Origin of the sequence: Polaribacter pectinis, assembly GCF_014352875.1 — a bacterium.
Taxonomy (GTDB): Bacteria; Bacteroidota; Bacteroidia; order Flavobacteriales; family Flavobacteriaceae; genus Polaribacter; species Polaribacter pectinis.
On sequence record NZ_CP060695.1, the window covers coordinates 969,668 to 992,923 of the forward strand.

A 23,256-nucleotide genomic window follows, 5' to 3' on the forward strand; every position below is an offset into this window, starting at 1 on the left:
TTTATTTTACATTAAACATTTTAGCAAATTGTTTTATTGAAGAACCATTTCCATCTACGTTTACACTGTTCATCATCTCTATAATTTTTGCAGGATTCATGTTTTCTCCTAACAACCTTGCAACTCCTACTCCAGCTTCTTTTCCATAACCAAAAGCAATTACTTCATCTATAGATTCTGTATCGCCAGAATAATAAAGTTTTACATTCATTCCTTTCATTTTCATAGACATTAACGTTTTGTAAGTGTCATTATCTGCAAAAATGCTTTTTAATTTTGCTTTTTCAGTTTCATAAGCAGTATCATTATCTGCAGTTTTTTGTAAGAAAGCAACATTAATTTTTTTAATGCTTTTTATGGTTTCTTTTACTTCGTCAGAAACATCTGCTTTAGCAGTTAGCATAGAACCAACTGGTAAATCTCCTGTCATAAAACCTTCTTTAGCACTAGAGTCTACTAAATAACTTTGTAAAGATTTTTCATTTTTACAAGAAGTAGCAAAAGCAACTAATAGGATTAGAGAGAATATTGTGGTTAATTTTTTCATTTGATATGGGTTTTAACGATTTAATAAAGTCGGATTTTTAGAAAACCCGACTTATAAATCTAGTTTACTTATTTTTCTTGTCTTTCGAAAAAGTATCTGCTAAATCAGACAATTTGTTGATATCTATATTTCCTGTTAAAGAAATGATTACAGAATCTACATCCTCTTTCGTTTTTTTGTTTACACCTTTTACAAACATTAAAACTTCACTAACATAATCTTTGTTTTTACCAGTTTTCATGTAAATTTTAACTCTAGAATCATCGCTTTTTACACGCATAAATTCTGTTAAGTTTTGTGTTTTAATGGCTGTTTTTACCATTACATCCATTTGGTTTGCAATACCTGCATCGTCTGTAGAAAATACTTTTAGTTCTTTTAATTCTTGAATCATTTCAAAAACCTTAAGTGTTTCATTATCTTCTATTTTTACATTTTTGAATTTAGAGATCATTTCAAAAGCATCTTTGGTAACTACTACCACATCTACTCCATCCATATCTTCTAATTTATCGAAAAATGACTGTGCGCTTGTTACCATTGGAGTAACTATTAACGCTATTAATAATATTATTTTTTTCATAATTTCTGTGTTTACTTGGTTTATTTAACTTTTACTTGGTTTATTTTAATATTTTGTTAACTGTGTTTTCATATGTGTATAAAGTTGCTACTGCTTGTTCTCCTTTTTGAAGATTGGTAGATAACAACTTTAAAGCATTACTTACTTGTTCAAACTTCTTTTCTGCTTGGTGTTTTTTGTATTGTTCGTTTCCGATAAACACACTAAATAAAAGCATTATAGACGCTGCTACAGATAACCATTTAAAGTTTCTCTTTTTAGATTTCTTTGGTTCTAACTGAATGGTTTTTGTAAACGTTTCATCTTTTGCTGCTTCAAAATAATTAAACATATATGAATACTCTTGCAAGTGCTGTGCCACATTACCTTCTTTAAAATAGTTTTTTAAGGTTGTTTCTTCTTGCAATGAAGTTTCTGCGTTTAAATATTTTTCTACTAATTTTTCTATGTTAGCTAACTCCATAGTTGTGTTTTTTAATTAATTCTTCTCTAATTGTTTTTCTTGCTCTAGACAAGGCTACTCTAACTGCAGTTGGTTTCATATCTACCATTTTGCAGATCTCATCAAAATCATATTGTTCAATGTCTCTTAATTGAATAATAATTTTTTGTTGTTCTGGTAAGTTTTCTATCAATTGGTGTACTTGGTTTACACTGTCTTGATGTTCTATTTTCTTATCCAGAGCTGTTTCTTTCTCTTTGTAATTGCTATGTACTAATGTTAAGTTACTTGCTTGTTTAGATTTTAGTCTGTCATAACAATAATTCTTTGTCATGGTCATAGCAAAAGCTTCAACATTTTTATAATCAGCAATTTTTTCTTTGCTTTTCCACAGTTTAAAAAGGAGTTCTTGTGTAGCATCTTCAGCTTCTTCTCTAGAAACTAACAATCTTTTTGCTAGACGAAAGACCTTATCTTTAAACGGTAAAACCACTTTTAAAAAGTCTGATTGGTTCATTTTCTTTGGTTGATTATTTTTGTAAACTCTAAATTTTTATCTTTCTTTTTATCGGGTTTACATAATTACGACGAACAACAATATATTTTGTTACAACATATTTTAAAAATAATACTATTTCTATTTATATTGCGTTAGTTTTACTATAAAGATTCATAAAAATATACATGAAAAACGTTTTTAAAATAGCTGCAATTCTTTTTATAACTTCATTTTTTTTTAATTGTTCTAAAGATTATGAAGTTCCAGACAATTTAATTGTTCATGATTTTGTTTGGAAAGGTTTAAACGCATACTATTTACATCAAGATCAAATAGAAGATTTATCTGATAGGCGTTTTAATTCTGATCAAGAATTAAATGCTTATCTAAGTGGATTTCCAGATTACAACACACTGTTTTCTAGTTTGCTTATAAATACGGATGCAAAATCGACTTTAATTGAAGATTACACCAATTTAGACGAAATTCCTTTAAGAAATTCTTTAACTAACGGAATGGAATTCGGAATAATAGCAGAACCTGGTAGCATGAATAATGTTTTAGCATATGTTTCTCTTATTTTACCAAATTCTGATGCTACTACAAAAAATATTGAAAGAGGTGAATTTTTTCATGCTGTAAATGGTATACAATTAACTAAAGATAATTTTTTAGATTTGTTATATCCAACAACTGCAACATTAACTTTAGAAATGGCAGATTTTAATGGAACTACAGTTACACCAAATCTTAAACAAGTTACTTTAGAAAGATTAGATTATGAACATTCGGCTATCTTTCTAGAAAAAACTTTTACTTCTGGAGCAAACAATATTGGCTATTTAGTTTATAATAATGATTTTTCTAGAAATTACATAAACGATTTAAACGAGACATTTTTAAGTTTTAAAAATCAATCTGTTAATGAATTAGTTTTAGATTTAAGATATAATATTGGTGGAGGAAGTTTTGCTAAAAATATATCGCAAATTGCTGCTATGATAACTGGGCAGTTTACAGATGAAGTTGTTATAAAAGAAGAATGGAATACAAAAGCACAACCTTGGTTTTTGGCAAATCAGCCAGATTCTTTGGTAACCAAGTTTCCATTAAAGCTAAATAAAACAGCAAACATTAATAGCTTGAATTTATCGGATGTTTATATTATTTTAAATGGAAATAATTTTACAGGTTCTTCTGCTATAGAATTATTAATTAATAGCTTAAGACCTCATATAAACGTTCATGTTATTGGTAATTCTACTAGCGGAAATAATACTGGTTCAATAACTTTATACAATTCTGAAGATTACGATTTTGCTAATAGAAATGAAACTCATACTGTAGCTTTACAACCTATTGTGTTAAGTTTTCTAAATAAAAACGACGAAACATATGAAAACGGATTTACACCCAACGTAGATTTATGTGCAAATGAGAATATTTTAAATTTAGGAGTTTTTGGAGAAACATCTGACCCGATTTTAAACCGTGTTTTAAATTATGTTTCAACCGGTAATGTTGGTAGTTCTACTTGTAATTCTTCCGATTTAGAGTTTATTTATAACAGTATTAATGCACAAAGAGAAACTGATAAAGGTGTATTTATCAAACAAAATTTACCAAATACCAATTAATATGAAAAAAATTATACAATTAAGCATACTAACTTTTTTACTTTTAATTGCATCTTGTACAAAAAGTGATTCTGAAGATGTCATTGAACCAGTTGTAAATGATGATATCAATTATTTTATTTGGAATGGAATGAATGCTTACTATTTATGGCAGAAAGATGTTCCAGATTTAGCAGATAATAGATTTGCTACTTTTAGTGAGTTATATACTTACTTTAGAGGTTATTCTTCACCAGAAAATGTTTTTGAAAGTTTGTTAAACAGACCAGCAGATCGTTTTTCTTGGATTGTTGATGATTATATTGAACTAGAAAACTCTTTCCAAGGAATTAATGTTAGTAACGGAATGGAGTTTGGATTAAAAAGATATAATAATAGTGCTGTAAATATTTATGGTTATGTACGTTATGTAATACCAAATTCAGATGCTGCAGCTAAAGGAATAAAACGTGGAATGCTTTTTAACGCAGTTAACGGAACTCAATTAACAGATAGTAATTACACTAGTTTATTGTTTGGAAATTCTACAAATTATACAGCAGAGTTTGCAGATTATAATAATGGGAATCCAATTTCTAACGGTACTTCTGTTAATTTAAATAAAACTCAACTTCAAGAAAATCCTGTGGCAATTTCTAAAGTGATTACAGATGGAAATAAAAAAATAGGATATTTATTATACAATCAATTTGCAAGTACTTATGACAGGCAATTAAATGCCGCTTTTGCTAATTTTAAAGCTGCAAATGTAGATGAATTAATTATAGATTTACGTTACAATGGTGGTGGTTCTGTTAGAACGTCAACCTATTTAGGAGGTATGATAACTGGTCAATTTAACGGACAATTATATTCTAAAGAAATTTGGAATGAAAAAGTACAAGATGCTGTTTCTGCGGATAGGTTTTTAAATAACTTTACAGATGAAATTAAAAATACCGACCAAAATGGTAATGTAGTTGTACAGGAAAATATTAATAGTTTAAATTTAAATAGCGTTTATTTTATTGTTTCTGGTAGTACTGCATCTGCATCAGAATTGGTTATTAATGCTTTAAGTGCTTATATTGATGTGAAACTAGTTGGAACAAAAACTGTTGGTAAACAAGTAGGTTCTATTACATTATATGATTCTGAAGATTTACAAAGAGATGGAAATAATTTAAACCCAGATCATAGATACGCAATGCAGCCCATTGTTTTAGAAATTTCTAACAAGAACGGCCAAAATAATCCAAATGGTTATACACCAGGTTCGGTTACAAGTCCAGGAATTGCATTAGCTGAAGATTATGGTAATTTAGGTGTTTTAGGAGAACGATCAGATCCTTTATTGGATAGAACTCTTACTTATATTTCTACTGGATCTAAAGGGAATTTTAGTCAAAAAAGTGTTGAATATTCTGAAATTTATAATTCTAAATTAGCAACACCTGCAAGTAACAACATGTATGTTAAAGTTTTAAAGAAATAAAACTTTAATTAACTTCTAAAAATATAAAATCCAGCTTTTGCTGGATTTTTTTTTTACAATAAACTCATTTGATTATTCGAATTTTCCTCTTCTTCATTCGGAATTTTTAACTCAAATTCTTTAATCTATATTTTTTGGATTTTATTATTTAAATAGTTTTATGCTTCAATAATTAAAAAAAAGTTGGCAAACAAGCCTAGCCCTGATTGTAGCATTTGTTTGAGCTCTTTTTTCTTTTTTGAAAAAAAGCGAGTGCGAAAAGCAGGAAATAGCTTCAAAAAAAACTTAAATATTCAAGTTTTCTACATCTTCTATTCCTTCTTCAATTTCTTGATCTGTAAGAATATCTGGTCTAAATTCACTCATTAATTCTTCTCGTTTAGACTTGGCATATTTAAATCCAGATTTCCACCATTTGCGCATTAAATTTTGATCAAAAACCAATGAATTTGTTGTTAGAACAGTTGGTGTATAATATAAGTTTAGTTTTACATTTTTGTTGTTAGCTGCCAATTTACCAATGGTAATATTGTGTCTTTCTACGTGTGTTAACATAAAATCGAAGACATCAAACAGCAAAGAAAACGGATTTTTAGAATGCAATCTGTTTATTTGGGTTACTTCTGTTTCTAGAATAATGGCATCAATTTCTGTTGCTCCTCTTAAAATGGCTTCTCTAATTGGCACCAAAGAACCAAAACCTCCATCTGCATATTGGCAATGATCTTTTTCTAACAAACTCATAAAAGGAACGTAGTTGCAAGAACCCCAAATCCAATCGCAAAAGTCTTCGTAAGTACAATCTTGTATAGATTTATATTCAATTTGGTTTGCCGTTAAATTAGAAACGGTCACCACAACTTCTTTGTTGGCAGCTCTAATCTTAACATACATTTCTTTGGTAATCTTATTTTTGATTAAGCTTCTTAAGTTTTTACTTTCTCCAAAAGTTTTTCTACCGTTTAAGAAGTTCCAAAAAGTATTTAAATGGTTGATGCTTATAATTTTTTCGCCAGCAACTTTTTTAATTGTAAACGGATTGTTACTAAAAATGGTTTCTTGATTTACGTTTGTGTATAATTCTTTTAACTCATCTAACATACCTAAAGCTAAGTGAGAAACCATTAAACTTCCTGTAGAAGTTCCTAAAAACAAATCATATGTATTTCCTTCATTTTTCATAAGGTATTGTGCAACACCACCTGCAAACGCGCCTTTACTTCCACCTCCAGAAATTACCAATGCTTTCTTCATTATCTATTATGATTTGTTTACTTTAGTCGTATAAAAATATTAAAAATGAAAAGAATAATCGTAATTATTTTTGCTTTCCTTTTTTTAATTTCTTGTAAGCAAGAATATATACCTAGAAATATAGAAAAAGTTACTATTAAAGAATATAAAATAGAGAGTACAAGTATTAGAGCAATTCAAGTAATAGATTCAGAAACTGTATATTTTGCAGGTTCTAACGGAAATATTGGTTTTACAAAGAATGGCGGAAATTCATGGGAGAAAACAACTATTATGTATAAAGATTCCATAAAACCCGCTTTTAGAAGTCTTGCATTAAATAAAGAAGATTCTTTTGTTCTATCTGTTGGAAACCCTGCATTGTTGTATAAAATTACCGATAATGAAACGGAATTAGTTTATTCTGAAGAACACGTAAAAGTATTTTATGATTCTATGCATTTTTTTGATGATAACAAACACGGAATTGCAGTTGGAGATCCAACAGAAAATTGTGCCTCAATTATTCTTACTGAAGATGGAGGGAAAACTTGGAACAAAATTTCTTGTAATAATTTACCTGTTTTTGAAGACGGAGAAGCATTTTTTGCAGCAAGTAACACCAATATTAAAACAATTGGAAGTACAGTTTGGATTGCATCTGGAGGAAAAAAAGCAAGGGTTTTAAAATCTGATGATTTTGGGAAAACTTGGGCAATTTATAATACGCCAATTATACAGGGAAATGGCCCACAAGGTATTTATTCTATTGATTTTGCTGATAAAAATAACGGAATTGTAATTGGTGGCGATTATTCTAAACCAGAAGAGAACAAAGCTAACAAAGCAATTACAATTGATGGTGGAAAAACTTGGACACTTCTTGCAGATGGTGAAAACCCAAACTACAAAAGTTGTGTGCAATACGTTCCAAATACAGATGGAAAAGAAGTTTTTGCGGTTGGAAAAACAGGAATTTCTTTCTCTAATAATGCTGGTAAAACTTGGAAAGAAGTTTCTAAAGATGGTTATTATTCCATTCAGTTTGTAGATAAAAACACAGCTTGGTTATCTGGAAATAATAAAATAGGCAAATTGCTTTTAAAATAGATTTATGAAATATCTTATTATTAGCTTTTTTGCTATACTTCTACTCTTTTCTTGCCAAAAACAATCAGAAATTAGTAAGAGTTTTAATTGTGAATCTACAAGTTTTAAAAATTTAGAAGAAACTAAAGATGTAAAGAAACTTTTTACTCTTCAACTTCCTAAAAGCTGGAAAACAAACTTATATTATGATGAAACGCAATCATCTATTTATACAGCAGATACTACAAAACAATTAACAGAAACTTTACTTTTAGATGTTACTTTTATTAGAAATTCTATTAATTTTGATGAAGCTTTTAAATTGAAACAAGAGCAAGAAAGTTTAGGAAAACAATTAATTCAAACTGAAGGTAAAGAAGTAATTTTATTAGATAAACCTTCTTATTACACCTTATCTAAAGGAAAAAAAGGCGTTTACAAATATGAAGTTTGTCAAGCTTTTATTAAATTAAACGAGCAAAACTTCATTTTAGCGAAAGCTGAAATTTATGGAGATTCTTTAGTAAATAAAAGAATGTGTGAAGCAATTTCACTTATAGAAAATATAAAAATAAATCAATAAAAATGATTGATAAACAACATATTACAGACCGTTTTATTAAATACGTAAGAATAGATACAGAATCTGATCCTAACAACCCTGCATTTCCAAGTACAGAAAAACAATGGGATTTAGCGAAGATATTAGTTAAAGATTTAAAGAAAATAGGGTTAAAAGATGTCGATTTAGACGAAAACTGTTACATCATGGCAACATTGCCAAGTAATTTAGATTATGATGTACCAACAGTTGGTTTTGTTGCGCACATTGATACAAGTCCAGATTTCACAGGAAAAAACGTGAATCCGCAAATAATTGAGAATTACCAAGGAAATGATATCATTTTAAATGAAGAAAAAAACATTATTCTTTCACCAGATTATTTCGAAGATTTATTACAATACAAAGGTCAGACTTTAATTACCACAGATGGTACCACACTTTTAGGCGCAGATGACAAAGCTGGTGTTACTGAAATAGTAACTGCAATGGAATATTTAATAAATAATCCAGAGATAAAACATGGTAAAATTAGAATTTGTTTTACGCCAGATGAAGAAGTTGGTAAAGGAGCACATTTATTTGATGTAGAAAAATTTGCCGCAGAATGGGCATATACAATGGATGGAAGCCAAATTGGCGAACTAGAATACGAAAATTTTAACGCAGCTTCAGCAAAAATTACAATTACGGGTAAAATTGTGCATCCTGGTTATGCTAAAGGAAAAATGATTAACTCAATGCTAATTGCAAATGAATTTATAAGTGTAGTTCCCCCAGAAGAAGTTCCAGAAAAAACAACTGGTTATGAAGGTTTTTTCCATTTACATGATATGAATGGAAATGTAGAAGAAACTGTTTTGGAATACATTATTAGAGATCATGATTTAGATTTATTTGAAAAGCGTAAATATTTAATGCAAAAAATAGCATTCGATTTTAATGAACGTTTAGGTCAAGAACTGATTAAGGTTGAAATTAAAAATCAATATTTTAATATGAAACAAAAAGTTGTACCTGTTATGCATATTGTAGATATTGTTGAAGAAGTAATGAAAGATATTGGTATTACCCCGTTAATTAAACCAATTCGTGGCGGAACAGATGGTTCTCAACTTTCATATAAAGGTTTACCTTGTCCTAATATTTTTGCTGGAGGACATAATTTTCATGGACGTTTTGAGTATGTACCTGTAGAATCTATGATTAAAGCAACAGAAGTTATTGTTAAGGTTGCAGAAAAGGTATCAGAAAAATTTAAATAAGCATAAAAAAAAGTCTCCAGTAAACTGAAGACTTATATCATAGCGTATGCTATATTAGCAAACTCATTAATAATAAAGCCCCTAATCTCTATTAAAAAAATATTGTCTACAGCACAAATTTAGTCATTTTTATTTATATTTAGACATAAGTGTTAAAATAATTCAGGATTTTTTCCTTTTATACCTTTGTAAAAAGAATGAAACACCTCAAAGTCCTTGTCTTTATTGGCTGTAGTGTAATATGGTTCGGATATTTTAATTTGTTTATTTTCAAAATCTAACGTTGCCATTACTATAGGAACATTGGCTCCTTTGGCAATATAATAGAAACCTGTTTTCCATTTATCAACTTTTTTACGAGTTCCTTCAGGAGATAAACCCAATCTAAATTCTTCTTTGTTGTTAAATATTTGTACAATAGCATCAACTAAATTATTACTTTTTGTTCTATCTACTGGTGTACCACCCATTGCTCTAAAGAAAAAACCAAAAGGTCCTTTAAATAAGGAGTTTTTTCCAATAAAATTAATCATAACCCCAGAAGCCATTCTAGATAAAATTGCAATAGGAAAATCTACCCAACTTGTGTGAGGTGCAGCAATAACTACATATTTTTTAACTTCTTTAGAGAAGTCACCAACCAATTTCCAACCTAAAATATTAAATAATATAAATCTTGCGAATCGTTTCATGTTGTCTATTAAAAGTGATAAATTTAAGGACTTAATTTGATATGATGAACGAAATATTTATTTACTTATTAATTGCTATATTATTTTCTGTAATTGGTTTATTTATAGGAAGATTACTTGCCAAACTGAATTTTGAAAAAGAAAAAGGAAATTCAGAAAAAGAAAGAACAACGTTAGAAATGCAAAACTCTTCTTTGCAAGTAAGCGTTAAAAATTCTGAAAACAAGATTAGTGAACTACAAAGTGAATTAAAATTCATTCAAAAAGAAAAAGAAAGTTTAATTTCTGATAAAACTCGTCTAGAAACAGAATATAAAAACACTGAAGAAAAATTATCAGAAAATAAAGAAGAAGTAGAAAAATTACATGAGAAATTTAATAAAGAGTTCGAGAATTTAGCGAATAAAATTTTAGATGAAAAGTCTACAAAATTCACACTTCAAAATAAAGAAAACTTAAAAGTTATTTTAAATCCACTTCAAGAAAAAATTAAAGGTTTTGAGGATAAAGTAGAAAAAACACATAAAGAGAGTATCGATTATCATGCGGCTTTACGTCAGCAAATTTTAGGTTTAAAAGAGATGAACTTACAAATGAGTAAGGAAACCATCAATTTAACCAAAGCATTAAAAGGTGATAATAAAACCCAAGGAAACTGGGGAGAATTAGTTCTAGAAAGAGTTTTAGAAAAATCTGGTTTAGAGAAAGATAGAGAATATTTTGTACAGCAAAGCTTTACCAACGATGATGGAAAAAGAGTTTTGCCAGATGTTGTAATTCACTTACCAGATAACAAAAAAATGATTGTAGATTCTAAAGTTTCTTTAGTTGCTTATGAACAATTTGTAAATGCTGAAGAAGATGATTTAAAAGAACGTTTTCTAAAAGAACACATACTTTCTTTAAGAAGGCATGTAGAACAATTAAGTGAAAAGAAATACGAAGATATTTATAAAATAGAATCTCCAGATTTTGTTTTGTTATTTATTCCAATAGAACCAGCTTTTGCTGTTGCAATAAATTCCGATAATAACTTATATAATAAAGCGTTCGAAAAAAACATTGTAATTGTTACTCCTTCTACTCTTCTCGCTACTTTACGTACAATTGATACAATGTGGAATAATGAAAAACAACAAAGAAATGCGCTTGAAATTGCAAGACAAGCTGGTGCTTTGTATGATAAGTTTCACGGTCTTTTAAGCGATTTAATTGGTGTTGGCAAGAAAATAGATGCGTCTAAAACTGATTACAATGCTGCAATGAATAAGCTTTTTGAAGGAAAAGGAAATTTAATTACAAGTGTAGAAAAGTTAAAGAAAATGGGAGCTAAAGCTAAAAAAGCATTGCCAGAAAATATTATAGAACGTGCAAAAGACGAAGATTAATTTCTTTTGAGTTCTTATTTTTATTGATATCGTTAAAGTAAAATGTGTGTTTTTTATAGTTTTACTAAAAACTAAATACACATAATTATGTCTAAAAAAGAACGAGCAAGCGCAGAAAATATTACCAAAGGAAATTCAGGAGATGTACATGAAAGAGGTTTACATCCATTAAAAGGTACTGTTAAAAAAGATGAATATAAAGATAAAGACAGTAATAAAGACCGTTTAAAAGGAGAAGATAAAGATAAACTAAAAGACCAAGTACACAGTGCAACTGATGACTCTAATGCAGTTGCAGATGAAATTCAGAATTCAGATAAAAAATAAAATGTTTTTCTTTTGAGCACACTTTTACATCATTTGAAGCAAGCTCTCTCTTCATTCTAACTTATTTTTGTATTAATATTAATCAGTACTAGTAAAGTACATAAAAATAAATAGCATGAATTCAGATACAAACGAAGGAAAGTGGAAACAAATTAAGGGAGAATTTAAAGAGAAGTTTGGTAGAGCTACAAATGATAAGTCTACAGAAGCTGAAGGTTCTTTTGATAAATTAGTTGGAGAAATTCAAGAAAAATACGGAGAAACTCGAGAAAAAATTGAAAAAGAAGTTAAGAGTTGGTAATTCAACTTTAAAAATTGTTTAGAAAATAAGAAAAGCATCAAGTTAAAAACTTGATGCTTTTTTTATGTTTGAAAAACAAGCTAGTTATTGTTTAATTAGTTTTATTACTTTTTGATGATTACCAGCTCTCATTTTTACTAAATAAATACCTTTTGCGTGTTTACTTAAATCCAAAATAGAATCTATACTTGTCATTTTTTTAGTTATAATATTTCTACCAGAAACATCAAAAACAGATATAGTATATATTTTAAATTCAGGAAAATGAAATTTATAAATTCCATTAGAACTCGGATTTGGAGAAACAAATATATCATTCTCTTTAAATGAATTTGTATTTAAAATGCCATTTCCTTCTTCTATAATTATTGCTTTATTTATTGCAACATTCTGTATTGTTTCTACAACTCCTGTTTTGTGCCAAGTAACTTTTATAGATTCTACTGAAGTAGCATCTGATAAACCAAAGAATTCATAAGAAGAATTTTGTGCTAAATAACCTTCTCCACAAAGTGTGTACCTAAATTGTGATTTTCCATTAGCAATTACTTCAATTTTATTTCCAACACCATCTTTATTGCTATTTATACCAACTAATTTTATTTTTAACCAATTATTACCATTATTTACTGATTCATTTTTCCATAAAAAATTTGATTCATTTTCATTAACCACAAAAATTTCTGGATATCCATCATTATCTATATCTCCGATTGCATTAGAAAAACTTCTTCTCTTATCTTCTTCTAAACCAATATTTTCTGGAATTACAAAGTTTAGATTCAAATTATTTCTGTAAAAGGCAGATGGTAATAAGTTATCAGTTCCATTTTCTTGCCCACTAACATATAAATCTAAATAGGAGTCGTTATCTGCATCTAGAAAGACAGCACCCCAAGAAACATTTAAAAATTTAGTACCCATATCATCTTCAACTCTCGTAAATGTATTGTTTCCATTGTTTTTGAGATGAAAATTTCCTGCAGCAGAATTGGTAACATAAATATCAAACCAACCATCATTATTATAATCTCCTATTGTAGAAGACATACCGTCTGCTAAAATATTTGCTCCAGATGCTACACTAACATCAGAAAAAGTTTCATTACCATTGTTTTTGTACAAGTAACTTTGGTCGTATTTATGATTTGTTACAAAAATATCTTGCAAGCCGTCATTATTATAATCGAAAAAAGCGGCACAAAATGTTGGGTCATTTAATTGATTAATTCCTGCAGAAATACTTACATTAGTAAAAGTTCCATTTCCATTATTTTTTAACAATGCATTTGGTTGTGTATTTCCTGTTTTTAAAAAAGTTAAAAAAATATCTAAATATCCATCATTATTAAAATCTCCCCAAGAAGCCCCCCAAGTAGATGTTGCAAAAGATGTTAAACCTGCTTGAGAAGAAATGTCATCAAAAACAAGATTACCATTATTTTGAAATAATTTTACGACTCCTTCTCTACTTGTAAGAAATAAATCTTTATCATTATCATTATCAAAATCTACCCAAATAATTTGCTTGGTTTCTAAAGTAATATTATCTATAGATATTGTAGTATCTTCAATAAAGTTTCCAGAATTATTCTTAAAAAAACGAATAGAACTACCAGTTTCAGTAGCTATTGTTAAATCGTCCCATCCATCGTTATTATAATCTACAAAAGAAATTCCACCACCATAAACTCCTGCACCAAACGAAAAATTTAAATTTGAACTTGAAGCTATTTCAGAAAATTTTACTTGAGACCAACAAAAGTTGGATATCAATAATGCCAAGATTAAAGTTATTCTCATTATTTTAATAATTATATTTTACAAATATAAACTTAATTATTAATTTATATTATCATGGCATTTAATCGTTTACCAAAAAAGCTGATATCTTTTTAAGGATATCAGCTTTTTAAAAATTAAATATTTTATGCCCAAATTTAAGGCATTTCTTTTACATTACAAATAATCTTCTTGCGCTCATCATATCATTTACACGTTCTGCAATTTCGTGTAATGCTTCTTCATTGTTCGCATTCTGAATTGCTTCATCAATAAAATTAACTACAGCAACCATATCTTCTTCTTTTAAGCCACGAGTTGTAATTGCTGCAGTTCCAACACGAATTCCAGACGTTACAAAAGGAGATTTATCATCAAAAGGAACCATGTTTTTGTTTACTGTAATATCAGCTTTTCCTAAAGCAATTTCTGCATCTTTACCAGAAATATCTTTATTTCTTAAATCAATTAACATACAATGGTTGTCTGTTCCGCCAGAAATAATATCATATCCTTTTGCTACAAATTCTTTTGCCATTGCAGCTGCATTTTCTTTTACTTGTAATTGATATTCTAAAAACTCATCTGTTAAAGCTTCTCCAAAAGCAACAGCTTTAGCAGCAATAACATGCTCTAAAGGTCCACCTTGGTTTCCTGGAAAAACAGAAGAATTAATTAAAGTAGACATTTTTTTAGGATTTCCATTCTTTAAAGTTTCTCCAAACGGATTGTCGAAATCTTTACCAATCATAATCATTCCTCCTCTTGGTCCACGTAAAGTTTTGTGTGTTGTTGTTGTAACAATATGACAATGAGGAATTGGATCATTTAAAATTCCTTTTGCAATTAAACCTGCAGGATGCGAAATATCTGCCATTAAAATAGCTCCAACACTATCTGCAATTTCTCTAAATTTCTTAAAATCTATGTCTCTAGAATATGCAGATGCACCAGCAATAATCAATTTTGGTTTGTATTCTTTTGCTTGTTGCTCTAGATGATTGTAGTCAATGGTACCAGTTTCTTTATCAACTCCGTAAAATACAGGATTGTATAATTTACCAGAAAAATTTACTGGAGAACCATGTGTTAAATGTCCACCATGAGATAAATCGAAACCTAAAATAGTATCTCCAGGTTTTAAACACGCTGAAAAAACAGCTGTATTCGCTTGAGAACCAGAATGTGGTTGCACATTTACGTATTCTGCACCAAATAATTCTTTAGCTCTATCAATTGCTATTTGTTCTATAACATCTACAACTTCACAACCTCCATAATATCTTTTACCAGGATATCCTTCAGCATATTTATTAGTTAAAATAGAACCTTGAGCTTGCATAACTTGGTCGCTTACAAAGTTTTCTGAAGCGATTAATTCCAAACCGTTTAATTGTCTTTCTTTTTCCTCCTGAATAAGGTCAAAAATTTGATTGTCTAATTGCATTGTTATTGTTTTGAATAAGAATCAAAAGTAACAAAAAACAAAGCGCTATTAAATAAGTTTATTGTATATTTTCAACAACTTATTAAGATTTATACAATTCCAAAAAAAGGTGTGTTAAAAATAAGTTATTCGTGAAATTTCTTTTTAGAAATGAGAAAAAATTGCATAGATTTGAACAAATTAAAGAATTTACAGAATGATCATAACAGCAAATAACCCGAATAGAAAATCTTGGTTAAAAGTAGACGAAGAGTCTGACTTTCCAATTCAAAATATTCCTTTTGGAGTTTTTATAACAAGAGATGATATTATAACTATTGGAAGTAGAATTGGTGATTTCGCTATAGATTTAGGCGCATTTCATCAATTAGGCTATTTTGAAGGAATTCCTTTAACAGACGATATTTTTTTACAAGATAATTTAAATGATTTTATTGCTGATGGACGTAAAACTTGGCGTTTAGTTAGAAATAGAATTGCAGAAGTTTTTGATGTTACTAATGGAATATTAAGGGATAATGCAGATCATAAAGATAAAATTATCTTTAGAATGGATGAAGTAGAAATGTTATTACCAGTATCCGTTGGAGATTATACAGATTTTTATGCAAGTAAAGAACATGCAACAAATGTAGGTTCTTTATTTAGAGATCCAGAAAATGCATTATTGCCAAACTGGTTACACATACCAATTGGTTACCATGGTAGAAGTTCTTCTATCATTCCATCTGGTGTTCCAATTAGAAGACCTTATGGACAAACAAAACCAGATGAAGGTAGTAATACACCTAATTTCGGCCCTTCAAAATTATTAGATTTTGAGCTTGAAATGGCTTTTATTACTACAGATGCTAATGTTTTAGGAGATAGAATTCCTATTGAAGAAGCAGAAGAATATATTTTTGGTTTGGTACAATTTAACGATTGGTCTGCAAGAGATATTCAAGGCTGGGAATATGTGCCACTAGGCCCATTTTTAGGAAAAAGCTTTGCTTCTACTATTTCTCCTTGGATTGTAACTTTAGATGCTTTAGAACCTTTTAGAACAGACAACCCAAAACAAGTGCACGAACCTTTACCTTATTTAAAACAAGAAGGAAAAGGAAGTTACGATATTCATTTACAAGTTGGTATTCAGCCAGAAAATGGCGAAGAAACTGTTGTTGCAAATTCGAACTTTAAATATATGTATTGGACAATGGCACAACAACTTGCACACCATACAGTAAATGGTTGCCCTGTTGAAGCTGGAGATATGATGGGTTCTGGAACTATTTCTGGACCAACAAAAGATAGTTATGGTTCTATGTTAGAATTGACTTGGAAAGGACAAAACCCTATTACCTTAAAAGACGGAACAACGCGTAAATTTATTAATGATAACGATACTGTTATTATGCGTGCACATTGTAAAAATGATGATGTTAGAATTGGTTTTGGTGAATGTATTGGTAAAGTGTTACCAGCCAAATAAACTAAATACAAACAAAATATTATAAACCTCACTCCTATTTTTAGTTGTGAGGTTTTTTGTTTTTTAGAAAATATGGGTTTTTACTAGTTGACTTTTTAATTAAAAAAATCTAACTTCGCTAACTACGTTTATGGAACATTAATACGTTAAATAAACGTTTTGACGTTGTAGCAATTTAAAACCAAGTTGAAATGAAACGAATTATTTTACTATTGAACATTATTATTTTAACAAATTGCACAAACTCTGAAAGCGAAAATGAACCTGAAAAATTTCCTTTTTTAATTCAGTTTGTAGAAATTGGAAAAGGAAATTTAACTGGAAGTGGATTTGAAAATATACTTGAAACGAAAACTATTATAAAAAATATCGAAGATTGGAATAGTTTAGTTTCACAAATGAATTCGATAGAAAATGTAAGTAATGGATTTGCGACTAATGAAATTAACTTTGATACTCATTACATAATTGCGACAATTTTAGAACTTAAAAGTAGCGGTTGGGAAGTTGAAATTACTGAAATAACTGAAAACTCTGACAATTTAGTTATAACTACAAAAGAAATTGACTTTTCAACTTTAAATTATAGTCAGCCTTTTCATATTGTTTTAATACCAAAAACGGAAAAGGAAATAATATTTGAATAAAAAACTTGCTATAACACCATGTATAATTCATTGCTAGTTATAGCTTAAATACGAAAGTCCTCTCGAACTTTCTATTTGTGTTTTATTTACTTCTTTAGTGCTTTAAAATACAAAACTGCTCATACAAAAACACGTGATTTAAAAATAAATAAAATCTCTTTTCCAGTCAAGAAAAGAGATTTTTATATTTTTAGAAATCAATTAGTTAACCTAATCTTCATCCTCCAAATCATTAGCATCAAAATCATCATTATCATCAAAGAATTCTTCATCTTCTGCATATTCTTCCATGGCATTTTCTAAACGATCACTTATTTTAACTAAATAAACAGTGTCTTCCGTTTTTACTTCAACTGCTTTTACAGTATCTCCTTTGGCGTTTTTAAAGGAAATTACATCACTATAATCATAACCATCAGGATATTTGTCAATTAACATATCTAATATGTCTTTTGTCAGTTTTGCGTATTCTACTATTACTCTTTTCATTATAATACCTTTTATATTTCTGGTCCGTTTTTTTAATCAAGTTTAAAATAAAAATAATAAACTTTTTTTGAAAAAAACGTTAGTGATGTTACATTTCTAATAAATAAGCGAAAATAAGAGGTGCAACAATGGTTGCATCACTTTCTATAATAAATTTTGGTGTGTCTATATCTAATTTTCCCCAAGTAATTTTCTCGTTAGGAACTGCTCCTGAATACGAACCATAACTTGTGGTAGAATCTGAAATCTGACAGAAATAACTCCAAAATGGTGTTTCAGGTTTTTCCATATCTTGGTATAACATTGGCACCACACAAATAGGGAAATCTCCTGCAATTCCTCCTCCTATTTGGAAAAATCCAATTCCATTTTCAGAATTATCTGTGTACCAATCTGCTAAAAAAGTCATGTATTCAATACCAGATTTTACTGTACTTGCTTTTAATTCTCCTTTTAATACATAAGAAGCAAAAATATTTCCCATGGTAGAATCTTCCCAACCAGGACAGATAATTGGCAAGTTTTTTTCTGCTGCAGCATACATCCAAGAATCTTTAATATCAATCTCGTAATACTGCTCTAAAACTCCTGAAAGTAATAATTTGTACATGTATTCATGTGGTAAATAACGCTCTCCTATTGCCTCTGCATCTTTCCATATTTTTACAATATGTTCTTGAATTCTTCTAAAAGCTTCTTCTTCAGGAATACAAGTATCTGTAACTCTGTTTAAGCCTTTTTCTAACAAATCCCACTCGTCTTGTGGAGTTAAATCTCTGTAATTAGGAACACGTTTGTAGTGAGAATGTGCTACTAAATTCATAACATCTTCTTCTAAATTTGCACCTGTACAAGAAACAATTTGTACTTTATCTTGGCGAATCATTTCTGCAAAAATCTTTCCTAATTCTGCTGTACTCATTGCTCCTGCCAAAGAAACTAACATTTTAGATCCTTTATTTAATTGTGCTTCATAACCTTTTGCTGCATCTACTAAAGCTGCGGCATTAAAGTGTAAAAAGTATTTTTCTATAAAACTTGTAATTGGTTTGCTCATTTTTTTATTTTTTATGATACCCTTTAAAATGCTCTCGATACGATTTTTCAAATAGGAAAAATCACTTGAACTGACACTAATAGTTATCAATAATAATTTTATTTAATATCTAAAATTTTAATTTTTAATTATTTTTTTTGAAGTTTCTTTACTTCGTAAATATCTGTTCTTCTATCTTTTAGGTTTCTCACACTTCCAAATTGATTCAAATCTTTTAACAAATCTAAATCTACATCCGCAATTAAAATCATTTCTGTATTCGTAGTTGCTTCTGCTTTAATTCCGTTTGCAGGAAATGAAAAATCGCAAGGTGTAAAAACCATCGATTGTGCAAACTGAATGTCCATATTATTCACTTTCGGTAAATTCCCAACACTTCCTGCAATTGCTACATAGCACTCGTTTTCTATGGCTCTTGCTTGTGCACAATGTCTCACTCTAGAATATCCATTTTGTGTGTCAGTTAAAAACGGAATAAACAAAATATCCATACCTTCTTCAGCTAAAATTCTACTCAATTCTGGAAACTCGGAATCGTAACAAATCAATACTCCAACTTTACCACAATCTGTATCGAATGTTTTAAGTTCATTTCCTCCTTGCATTCCCCAAACTTTTGCTTCATCTGGAGTTACATGTAATTTCTCATACCTTTCTGTAGAACCATCTCTTTTGCACAAATAACCAACATTGTATAACATTCCATCTTTTAATTCTGGAAAACTTCCTGTAATTATATTGATGTTGTATGTAATAGCCAATTCAGAAAACTTCTGAACTATTTCTGGTGTATATTTTGCCAATTCTCTAATGGCTTGAGATTCTGGCAAATGATTATTATCTGCCATTAAAGGTGCATTAAAAAACTCTGGAAACAATGCAAAGTCAGACCTGTATGCAGAAACTGCATCTACAAAATATTCTGCTTGTTGCATTAATTCTTCCAAATCTTTGTACAAACGCATTTGCCACTGAATTAATCCTAAACGAACTACTTTCTTTTTAATGGCCGCTTTTGCAGTTTCTTTTTTGTAATACACATTATCCCACTCCAATAAAACTGCAAAATCGTTAGAATCTGCATCTCCTTCTAAATATCCTTTCATCACTTTTGAAGGATGAAAATCATTGGATATTTGAAAGTTTAAAACTGGATCGTGAATTTCTTTACGTTTTACCTTTTCTAAATATTCTTTTGGAGATAATTTTTCTGAATGTTTATGATAATTCGGAATTCTTCCACCAAAAGCAATACCTCTTAAATTAAGTTTTTCGCACAATTCTTTTCTATAATCATACAATCTTCGCCCTAATCTTAAACCTCTATATTCTGGTTTGATAAAAACATCAATTCCGTACAAAACATTTCCAAAATTACTGTGTGTACTAAAGGTAAAATTACCTGTAATTTCTTGGTATGTATGATGATCATCAAACTTATCATAGTCAACTCTTAAAGACAAAGCACAACCTGCCAGCTGTCCATTTATTTTAATTACTACTTGTCCTTCAGGAAATTTATCTATTAAAGATTGTATTTGAGGTTCTTCCCAATGCGTACTTTGCATATTAGAATAAATCTCAATCATTGCTTGTTTTAACGCTTGATAATCTTCAATCGTTAAATATTGCAACTCTATATTTTCTATGTTTTCGATTTTCATAATGATTTAAAAATCGTCGTCATCATTTTTAAATTTCGATAATTTACTGAAAGGATTGTTATCAGTAGCATCATCTCCATTGTCATAAGAATCGTCATTAGAAGCAAATTTATAGCTCAACATTTTATAAAATAATTTAGCTGCTAAAAAGTCAGAAGATTTTTCATTTTCATTCGGACATAATTCAACCATATCAAAACCTACAACATTCTTTTGCTCGAAAACAGATTTTAAGAATTCTAACGTTTCATAGTAAAATAATCCTCCTGGTTCTGGAGTTCCTGTACTTGGCATAATTGAAGGGTCTAACGCGTCTAAATCAAAAGTAATAAACACATTTGTACTTAATTGATCAATTACATCATCCATCCAATCTTCGTTTTCAGCCATATCATGTGCAAAGAAAACTTTGTCTAAATTCATGCTTCTTTTTTCAGAAATATCCATACTTCTAATTCCAACCTGAACTAAGTTTGTATTCTGATTCGCTTCATAAACTGCACAAGCGTGATTGCAAGAAGAACCTTCATATTCTTTACGTAAATCTGCATGTGCATCTATATGTAAAACCGTTAAATCGCTAAAACATTCGTTAAAAGCTCTAATAGTTCCAATAGAAACTGAATGCTCTCCACCAAAAACAGTAACAAATTTATTTCTATTGATGTACTTCTTTGTTTCTTGGTGAACAGCTTCTACCATTGCTTCTGGAGAAGAATTTTCTGTAATTGGTTCAGTTAAGAAAACACCTTCTTTATACACTTCAGAATCTGTTTCTATGTCATACAATTCCATGTTTTCTGAAGCTTCTAAAAAAGCTTTTGGACCTTTATCTGCCCCTTTTTGCCAAGTGCTAGTTCCATCATAAGGAACTGGGATGATTACTATTTTTGATGTTGACAGGTTTCCAAACTCGTTTGGAATTCCTGCATATGTGTTATTTGTGTTCATTTTATTTTTTGTTGCAATGGGTTTAAACCCTTGTTGTGTTGTTTGTTAATATCCTAATATTGATAATAATTCGCTACTTTTTTGTTGTTCTTTAAAGACTTTAATATCCAATTTACCTTCTTTATCTCTGTCGATAATTAAATGTTTTGGAGTTGGAATTAAACAGTGTTGCAATCCACCAAAACCACCAATGGTTTCTTGATATGCTCCAGTGTTAAAGAATCCAATATATAATGGTTTTTCTTTCTCGTAAACTGGTAAATAAATTCCATTTACATGTTGTTCGGAATTGTAATAATCGTCACTATCACAAGTTAAACCTCCTAATAAAACACGTTCGTATTTCATGTTCCATTTGTTTAAAGGTAACATTATAAAGCGTTTGTTAATTGCCCAAGAATCTGGTAAAGTGGTTATAAATGAAGAGTTTATCATGTTCCAACGCTCTCTATCATTTTGTTTTTTCTGATATAAAACTTTGTAAATAGCTGCTCCAGATTCACCAACTGTAAAACTTCCAAATTCTGTAAAAATGTTTGGTACATCTACTCCTGCTTCATCACACGCTTGTTTTATTTGATTTGTAATTTCATCAATCATATATTGATAATCATAATCAAAAGCCAATGAGTTTTTTATAGGAAAACCACCACCAATATTTAAACTGTCTAAAGTAGGACACACCTTTTTTAAGTTGATGTACACATTTAAACATTTCATTAATTCGTTCCAGTAATACGCATTGTCTTTAATACCAGTATTGATGAAAAAATGTAGCATTTTTAATTCTACTTGAGTATTATCAGCAATTTCACGCTCATAAAAGGAAACGATGTTTTTATAACCAATTCCTAATCTTGACGTATAAAACTCAAATTTTGGTTCTTCTTCAGAAGCAATTCTAATACCAACTTTAAACTTCTTTTTTGTTTCTTTTTGAATTAACGGTAATTCCTCATAATTGTCAATAATAGGAATACAGTTTTTATGTCCAGATTCGATTAACTCGCCAATATTCTTTACATATTGGTCTCTTTTAAATCCGTTACAAATAACAAAAGTATCGTCTTTTATTTTGCCTTCTTTTTTTAAACTTTTAACAATATCTATATCAAAAGCAGATGATGTTTCAATATGAATATCATTTTTTAAAGCCTCGTTTAAAATGTGCTTAAAATGAGAACTTTTTGTACAATAGCTATAAAAGTATTTACCTTTATAATCATGTTTTTCGAAGCTATTTTTAAACCAGCCTTTTGCTCTGTTTATGTTTTCTGATATTTTTGGTAGGTAAGTAAATTTTAATGGAGAACCATATTCTTCAATAAGCTCCATTAAATTTATGCCATGCCAAAATAATTTGTTGTTTTCTGTTTTAAACTCTTCCTGTGGAAAGTAGAATGTTTGGTCTACTAAATCTGCGTATTTTGTGTTCACTTTTATTTTTAAATTATAGATATGATAAGTTTGTCTAAATCAAAACATTTTAAAAATGTTGAAATAGAAATAAGTACTTTTAAAAAAGTAAGATTATCACTGTATAATTTGTAAGTAAACTACGTGCAACTTTGAGAAAAGCTGCAATTCTTGAAGAATTGAAAATGGAGAAACCTTAATTTTTCGGTTGCATTTCCAAAATGCATTGTAATACGTATTCTCCAATTGAGTATTACATCCGAAATAAGAAAAACTAAACATTTTACTTA

At 29.3% G+C, this 23,256-nt stretch carries 23 protein-coding genes; 10 read left to right on the forward strand and 13 right to left on the reverse strand.

The window, feature by feature from the left end; translation table 11 throughout:
* Nucleotide 1 precedes the first annotated feature (1 nt).
* The 4 genes from H9W90_RS04585 to H9W90_RS04600 form a co-directional block, all read right to left on the reverse strand.
* Nucleotides 2-547, reverse strand: coding sequence for a GFO_1091 family lipoprotein (locus H9W90_RS04585; protein ID WP_187483287.1), 546 nt, complete (start codon nucleotides 545-547; stop codon nucleotides 2-4).
* Between the two features lie 64 nt (nucleotides 548-611).
* Nucleotides 612-1,130: a GFO_1090 family protein gene (locus H9W90_RS04590; RefSeq protein WP_187483288.1), complete on the reverse strand. Its 519-nt coding sequence runs from the start codon at nucleotides 1,128-1,130 to the stop codon at nucleotides 612-614.
* A 40-nt stretch (nucleotides 1,131-1,170) separates the two neighbouring features.
* Nucleotides 1,171-1,593: a PG0215 family putative anti-sigma factor gene (locus H9W90_RS04595; protein ID WP_187483289.1), complete on the reverse strand. Its 423-nt coding sequence runs from the start codon at nucleotides 1,591-1,593 to the stop codon at nucleotides 1,171-1,173.
* Nucleotides 1,580-2,089, reverse strand: coding sequence for a GFO_1088 family ECF-type sigma factor (locus H9W90_RS04600; protein WP_187483290.1), 510 nt, complete (start codon nucleotides 2,087-2,089; stop codon nucleotides 1,580-1,582). The genes H9W90_RS04595 and H9W90_RS04600 overlap by 14 nt, the downstream gene beginning before the upstream one ends.
* Nucleotides 2,090-2,256: 167 nt before the next feature.
* On the opposite strand from H9W90_RS04600, the gene H9W90_RS04605 reads away from it, so the two are divergent.
* Together H9W90_RS04605 and H9W90_RS04610 are read left to right on the forward strand one after the other, a co-directional pair.
* Nucleotides 2,257-3,708 (forward strand): S41 family peptidase, encoded by a 1,452-nt coding sequence (locus tag H9W90_RS04605; protein WP_187483291.1) that lies wholly within the window; start codon nucleotides 2,257-2,259, stop codon nucleotides 3,706-3,708.
* Between the two features lies 1 nt (nucleotide 3,709).
* Nucleotides 3,710-5,182: a GFO_1087 family putative carboxy terminal peptidase gene (locus H9W90_RS04610; RefSeq protein WP_187483292.1), complete on the forward strand. Its 1,473-nt coding sequence runs from the start codon at nucleotides 3,710-3,712 to the stop codon at nucleotides 5,180-5,182.
* A 285-nt stretch (nucleotides 5,183-5,467) separates the two neighbouring features.
* Here the strand turns inward: H9W90_RS04610 and H9W90_RS04615 are convergent, their stop codons facing one another.
* On the reverse strand, nucleotides 5,468-6,436 hold the full coding sequence (locus H9W90_RS04615) for a patatin-like phospholipase family protein (RefSeq protein WP_187483293.1): 969 nt from the start codon (nucleotides 6,434-6,436) through the stop codon (nucleotides 5,468-5,470).
* 45 nt (nucleotides 6,437-6,481) lie between these two features.
* On the opposite strand from H9W90_RS04615, the gene H9W90_RS04620 reads away from it, so the two are divergent.
* From H9W90_RS04620 to pepT, 3 genes are read left to right on the forward strand one after another with little or no spacing between them, the layout of a single operon-like run.
* Nucleotides 6,482-7,525: a WD40/YVTN/BNR-like repeat-containing protein gene (locus tag H9W90_RS04620; protein ID WP_187483294.1), complete on the forward strand. Its 1,044-nt coding sequence runs from the start codon at nucleotides 6,482-6,484 to the stop codon at nucleotides 7,523-7,525.
* 4 nt (nucleotides 7,526-7,529) lie between these two features.
* The gene (locus H9W90_RS04625) at nucleotides 7,530-8,087 is read left to right on the forward strand and encodes a hypothetical protein (protein ID WP_187483295.1); all 558 of its coding nucleotides are present in this window, start codon (nucleotides 7,530-7,532) and stop codon (nucleotides 8,085-8,087) included.
* Nucleotides 8,088-8,089: 2 nt separating this feature from the next.
* Entirely contained in the window at nucleotides 8,090-9,331 is a 1,242-nt protein-coding gene (pepT, locus tag H9W90_RS04630; protein ID WP_187483296.1) for a peptidase T, read from the forward strand.
* 152 nt (nucleotides 9,332-9,483) lie between these two features.
* Here pepT and H9W90_RS04635 read toward each other — a convergent pair whose 3' ends face one another.
* On the reverse strand, nucleotides 9,484-10,023 hold the full coding sequence (locus H9W90_RS04635; protein WP_187483297.1) for a 1-acyl-sn-glycerol-3-phosphate acyltransferase: 540 nt from the start codon (nucleotides 10,021-10,023) through the stop codon (nucleotides 9,484-9,486).
* A 44-nt stretch (nucleotides 10,024-10,067) separates the two neighbouring features.
* Here H9W90_RS04635 and H9W90_RS04640 point away from each other — a divergent pair, with 44 nt between their 5' ends.
* The 3 genes from H9W90_RS04640 to H9W90_RS04650 all read left to right on the forward strand — a co-directional run bounded on the left by H9W90_RS04640 (nucleotide 10,068) and on the right by H9W90_RS04650 (nucleotide 12,039).
* A complete protein-coding gene (locus H9W90_RS04640) occupies nucleotides 10,068-11,411 on the forward strand; it encodes a DNA recombination protein RmuC (RefSeq protein ID WP_187483926.1) in 1,344 nt (447 codons plus the stop codon).
* A gap of 87 nt (nucleotides 11,412-11,498) precedes the next feature.
* Nucleotides 11,499-11,738: a hypothetical protein gene (locus H9W90_RS04645; protein WP_187483298.1), complete on the forward strand. Its 240-nt coding sequence runs from the start codon at nucleotides 11,499-11,501 to the stop codon at nucleotides 11,736-11,738.
* Between the two features lie 115 nt (nucleotides 11,739-11,853).
* A complete protein-coding gene (locus H9W90_RS04650) occupies nucleotides 11,854-12,039 on the forward strand; it encodes a CsbD family protein (protein ID WP_187483299.1) in 186 nt (61 codons plus the stop codon).
* A gap of 84 nt (nucleotides 12,040-12,123) precedes the next feature.
* Here the strand turns inward: H9W90_RS04650 and H9W90_RS04655 are convergent, their stop codons facing one another.
* Together H9W90_RS04655 and glyA are read right to left on the reverse strand one after the other, a co-directional pair.
* The gene (locus H9W90_RS04655) at nucleotides 12,124-13,842 is read right to left on the reverse strand and encodes an FG-GAP-like repeat-containing protein (RefSeq protein WP_187483300.1); all 1,719 of its coding nucleotides are present in this window, start codon (nucleotides 13,840-13,842) and stop codon (nucleotides 12,124-12,126) included.
* Nucleotides 13,843-13,993: 151 nt separating this feature from the next.
* Nucleotides 13,994-15,268, reverse strand: coding sequence for a serine hydroxymethyltransferase (glyA, locus tag H9W90_RS04660; RefSeq protein ID WP_187483301.1), 1,275 nt, complete (start codon nucleotides 15,266-15,268; stop codon nucleotides 13,994-13,996).
* Nucleotides 15,269-15,464: 196 nt separating this feature from the next.
* Here glyA and fahA point away from each other — a divergent pair, with 196 nt between their 5' ends.
* Both fahA and H9W90_RS04670 read left to right on the forward strand, forming a co-directional pair.
* Nucleotides 15,465-16,742 (forward strand): fumarylacetoacetase, encoded by a 1,278-nt coding sequence (gene fahA, locus H9W90_RS04665; protein WP_187483302.1) that lies wholly within the window; start codon nucleotides 15,465-15,467, stop codon nucleotides 16,740-16,742.
* 191 nt (nucleotides 16,743-16,933) lie between these two features.
* The gene (locus H9W90_RS04670; RefSeq protein WP_187483303.1) at nucleotides 16,934-17,389 is read left to right on the forward strand and encodes a hypothetical protein; all 456 of its coding nucleotides are present in this window, start codon (nucleotides 16,934-16,936) and stop codon (nucleotides 17,387-17,389) included.
* A 210-nt stretch (nucleotides 17,390-17,599) separates the two neighbouring features.
* Here the strand turns inward: H9W90_RS04670 and H9W90_RS04675 are convergent, their stop codons facing one another.
* From H9W90_RS04675 to H9W90_RS04695, 5 genes are all read right to left on the reverse strand, one after another.
* A complete protein-coding gene (locus tag H9W90_RS04675; RefSeq protein WP_187483304.1) occupies nucleotides 17,600-17,878 on the reverse strand; it encodes a hypothetical protein in 279 nt (92 codons plus the stop codon).
* An 88-nt stretch (nucleotides 17,879-17,966) separates the two neighbouring features.
* Nucleotides 17,967-18,935, reverse strand: coding sequence for a deoxyhypusine synthase family protein (locus H9W90_RS04680; protein WP_187483305.1), 969 nt, complete (start codon nucleotides 18,933-18,935; stop codon nucleotides 17,967-17,969).
* Nucleotides 18,936-19,063: 128 nt separating this feature from the next.
* Nucleotides 19,064-20,599 (reverse strand): carbon-nitrogen hydrolase family protein, encoded by a 1,536-nt coding sequence (locus H9W90_RS04685; RefSeq protein WP_187483306.1) that lies wholly within the window; start codon nucleotides 20,597-20,599, stop codon nucleotides 19,064-19,066.
* A 6-nt stretch (nucleotides 20,600-20,605) separates the two neighbouring features.
* A complete protein-coding gene (gene speB / locus H9W90_RS04690) occupies nucleotides 20,606-21,550 on the reverse strand; it encodes an agmatinase (protein WP_187483307.1) in 945 nt (314 codons plus the stop codon).
* A gap of 45 nt (nucleotides 21,551-21,595) precedes the next feature.
* Entirely contained in the window at nucleotides 21,596-22,987 is a 1,392-nt protein-coding gene (locus H9W90_RS04695) for an arginine decarboxylase (RefSeq protein ID WP_187483308.1), read from the reverse strand.
* Nucleotides 22,988-23,256: the final 269 nt, after the last annotated feature.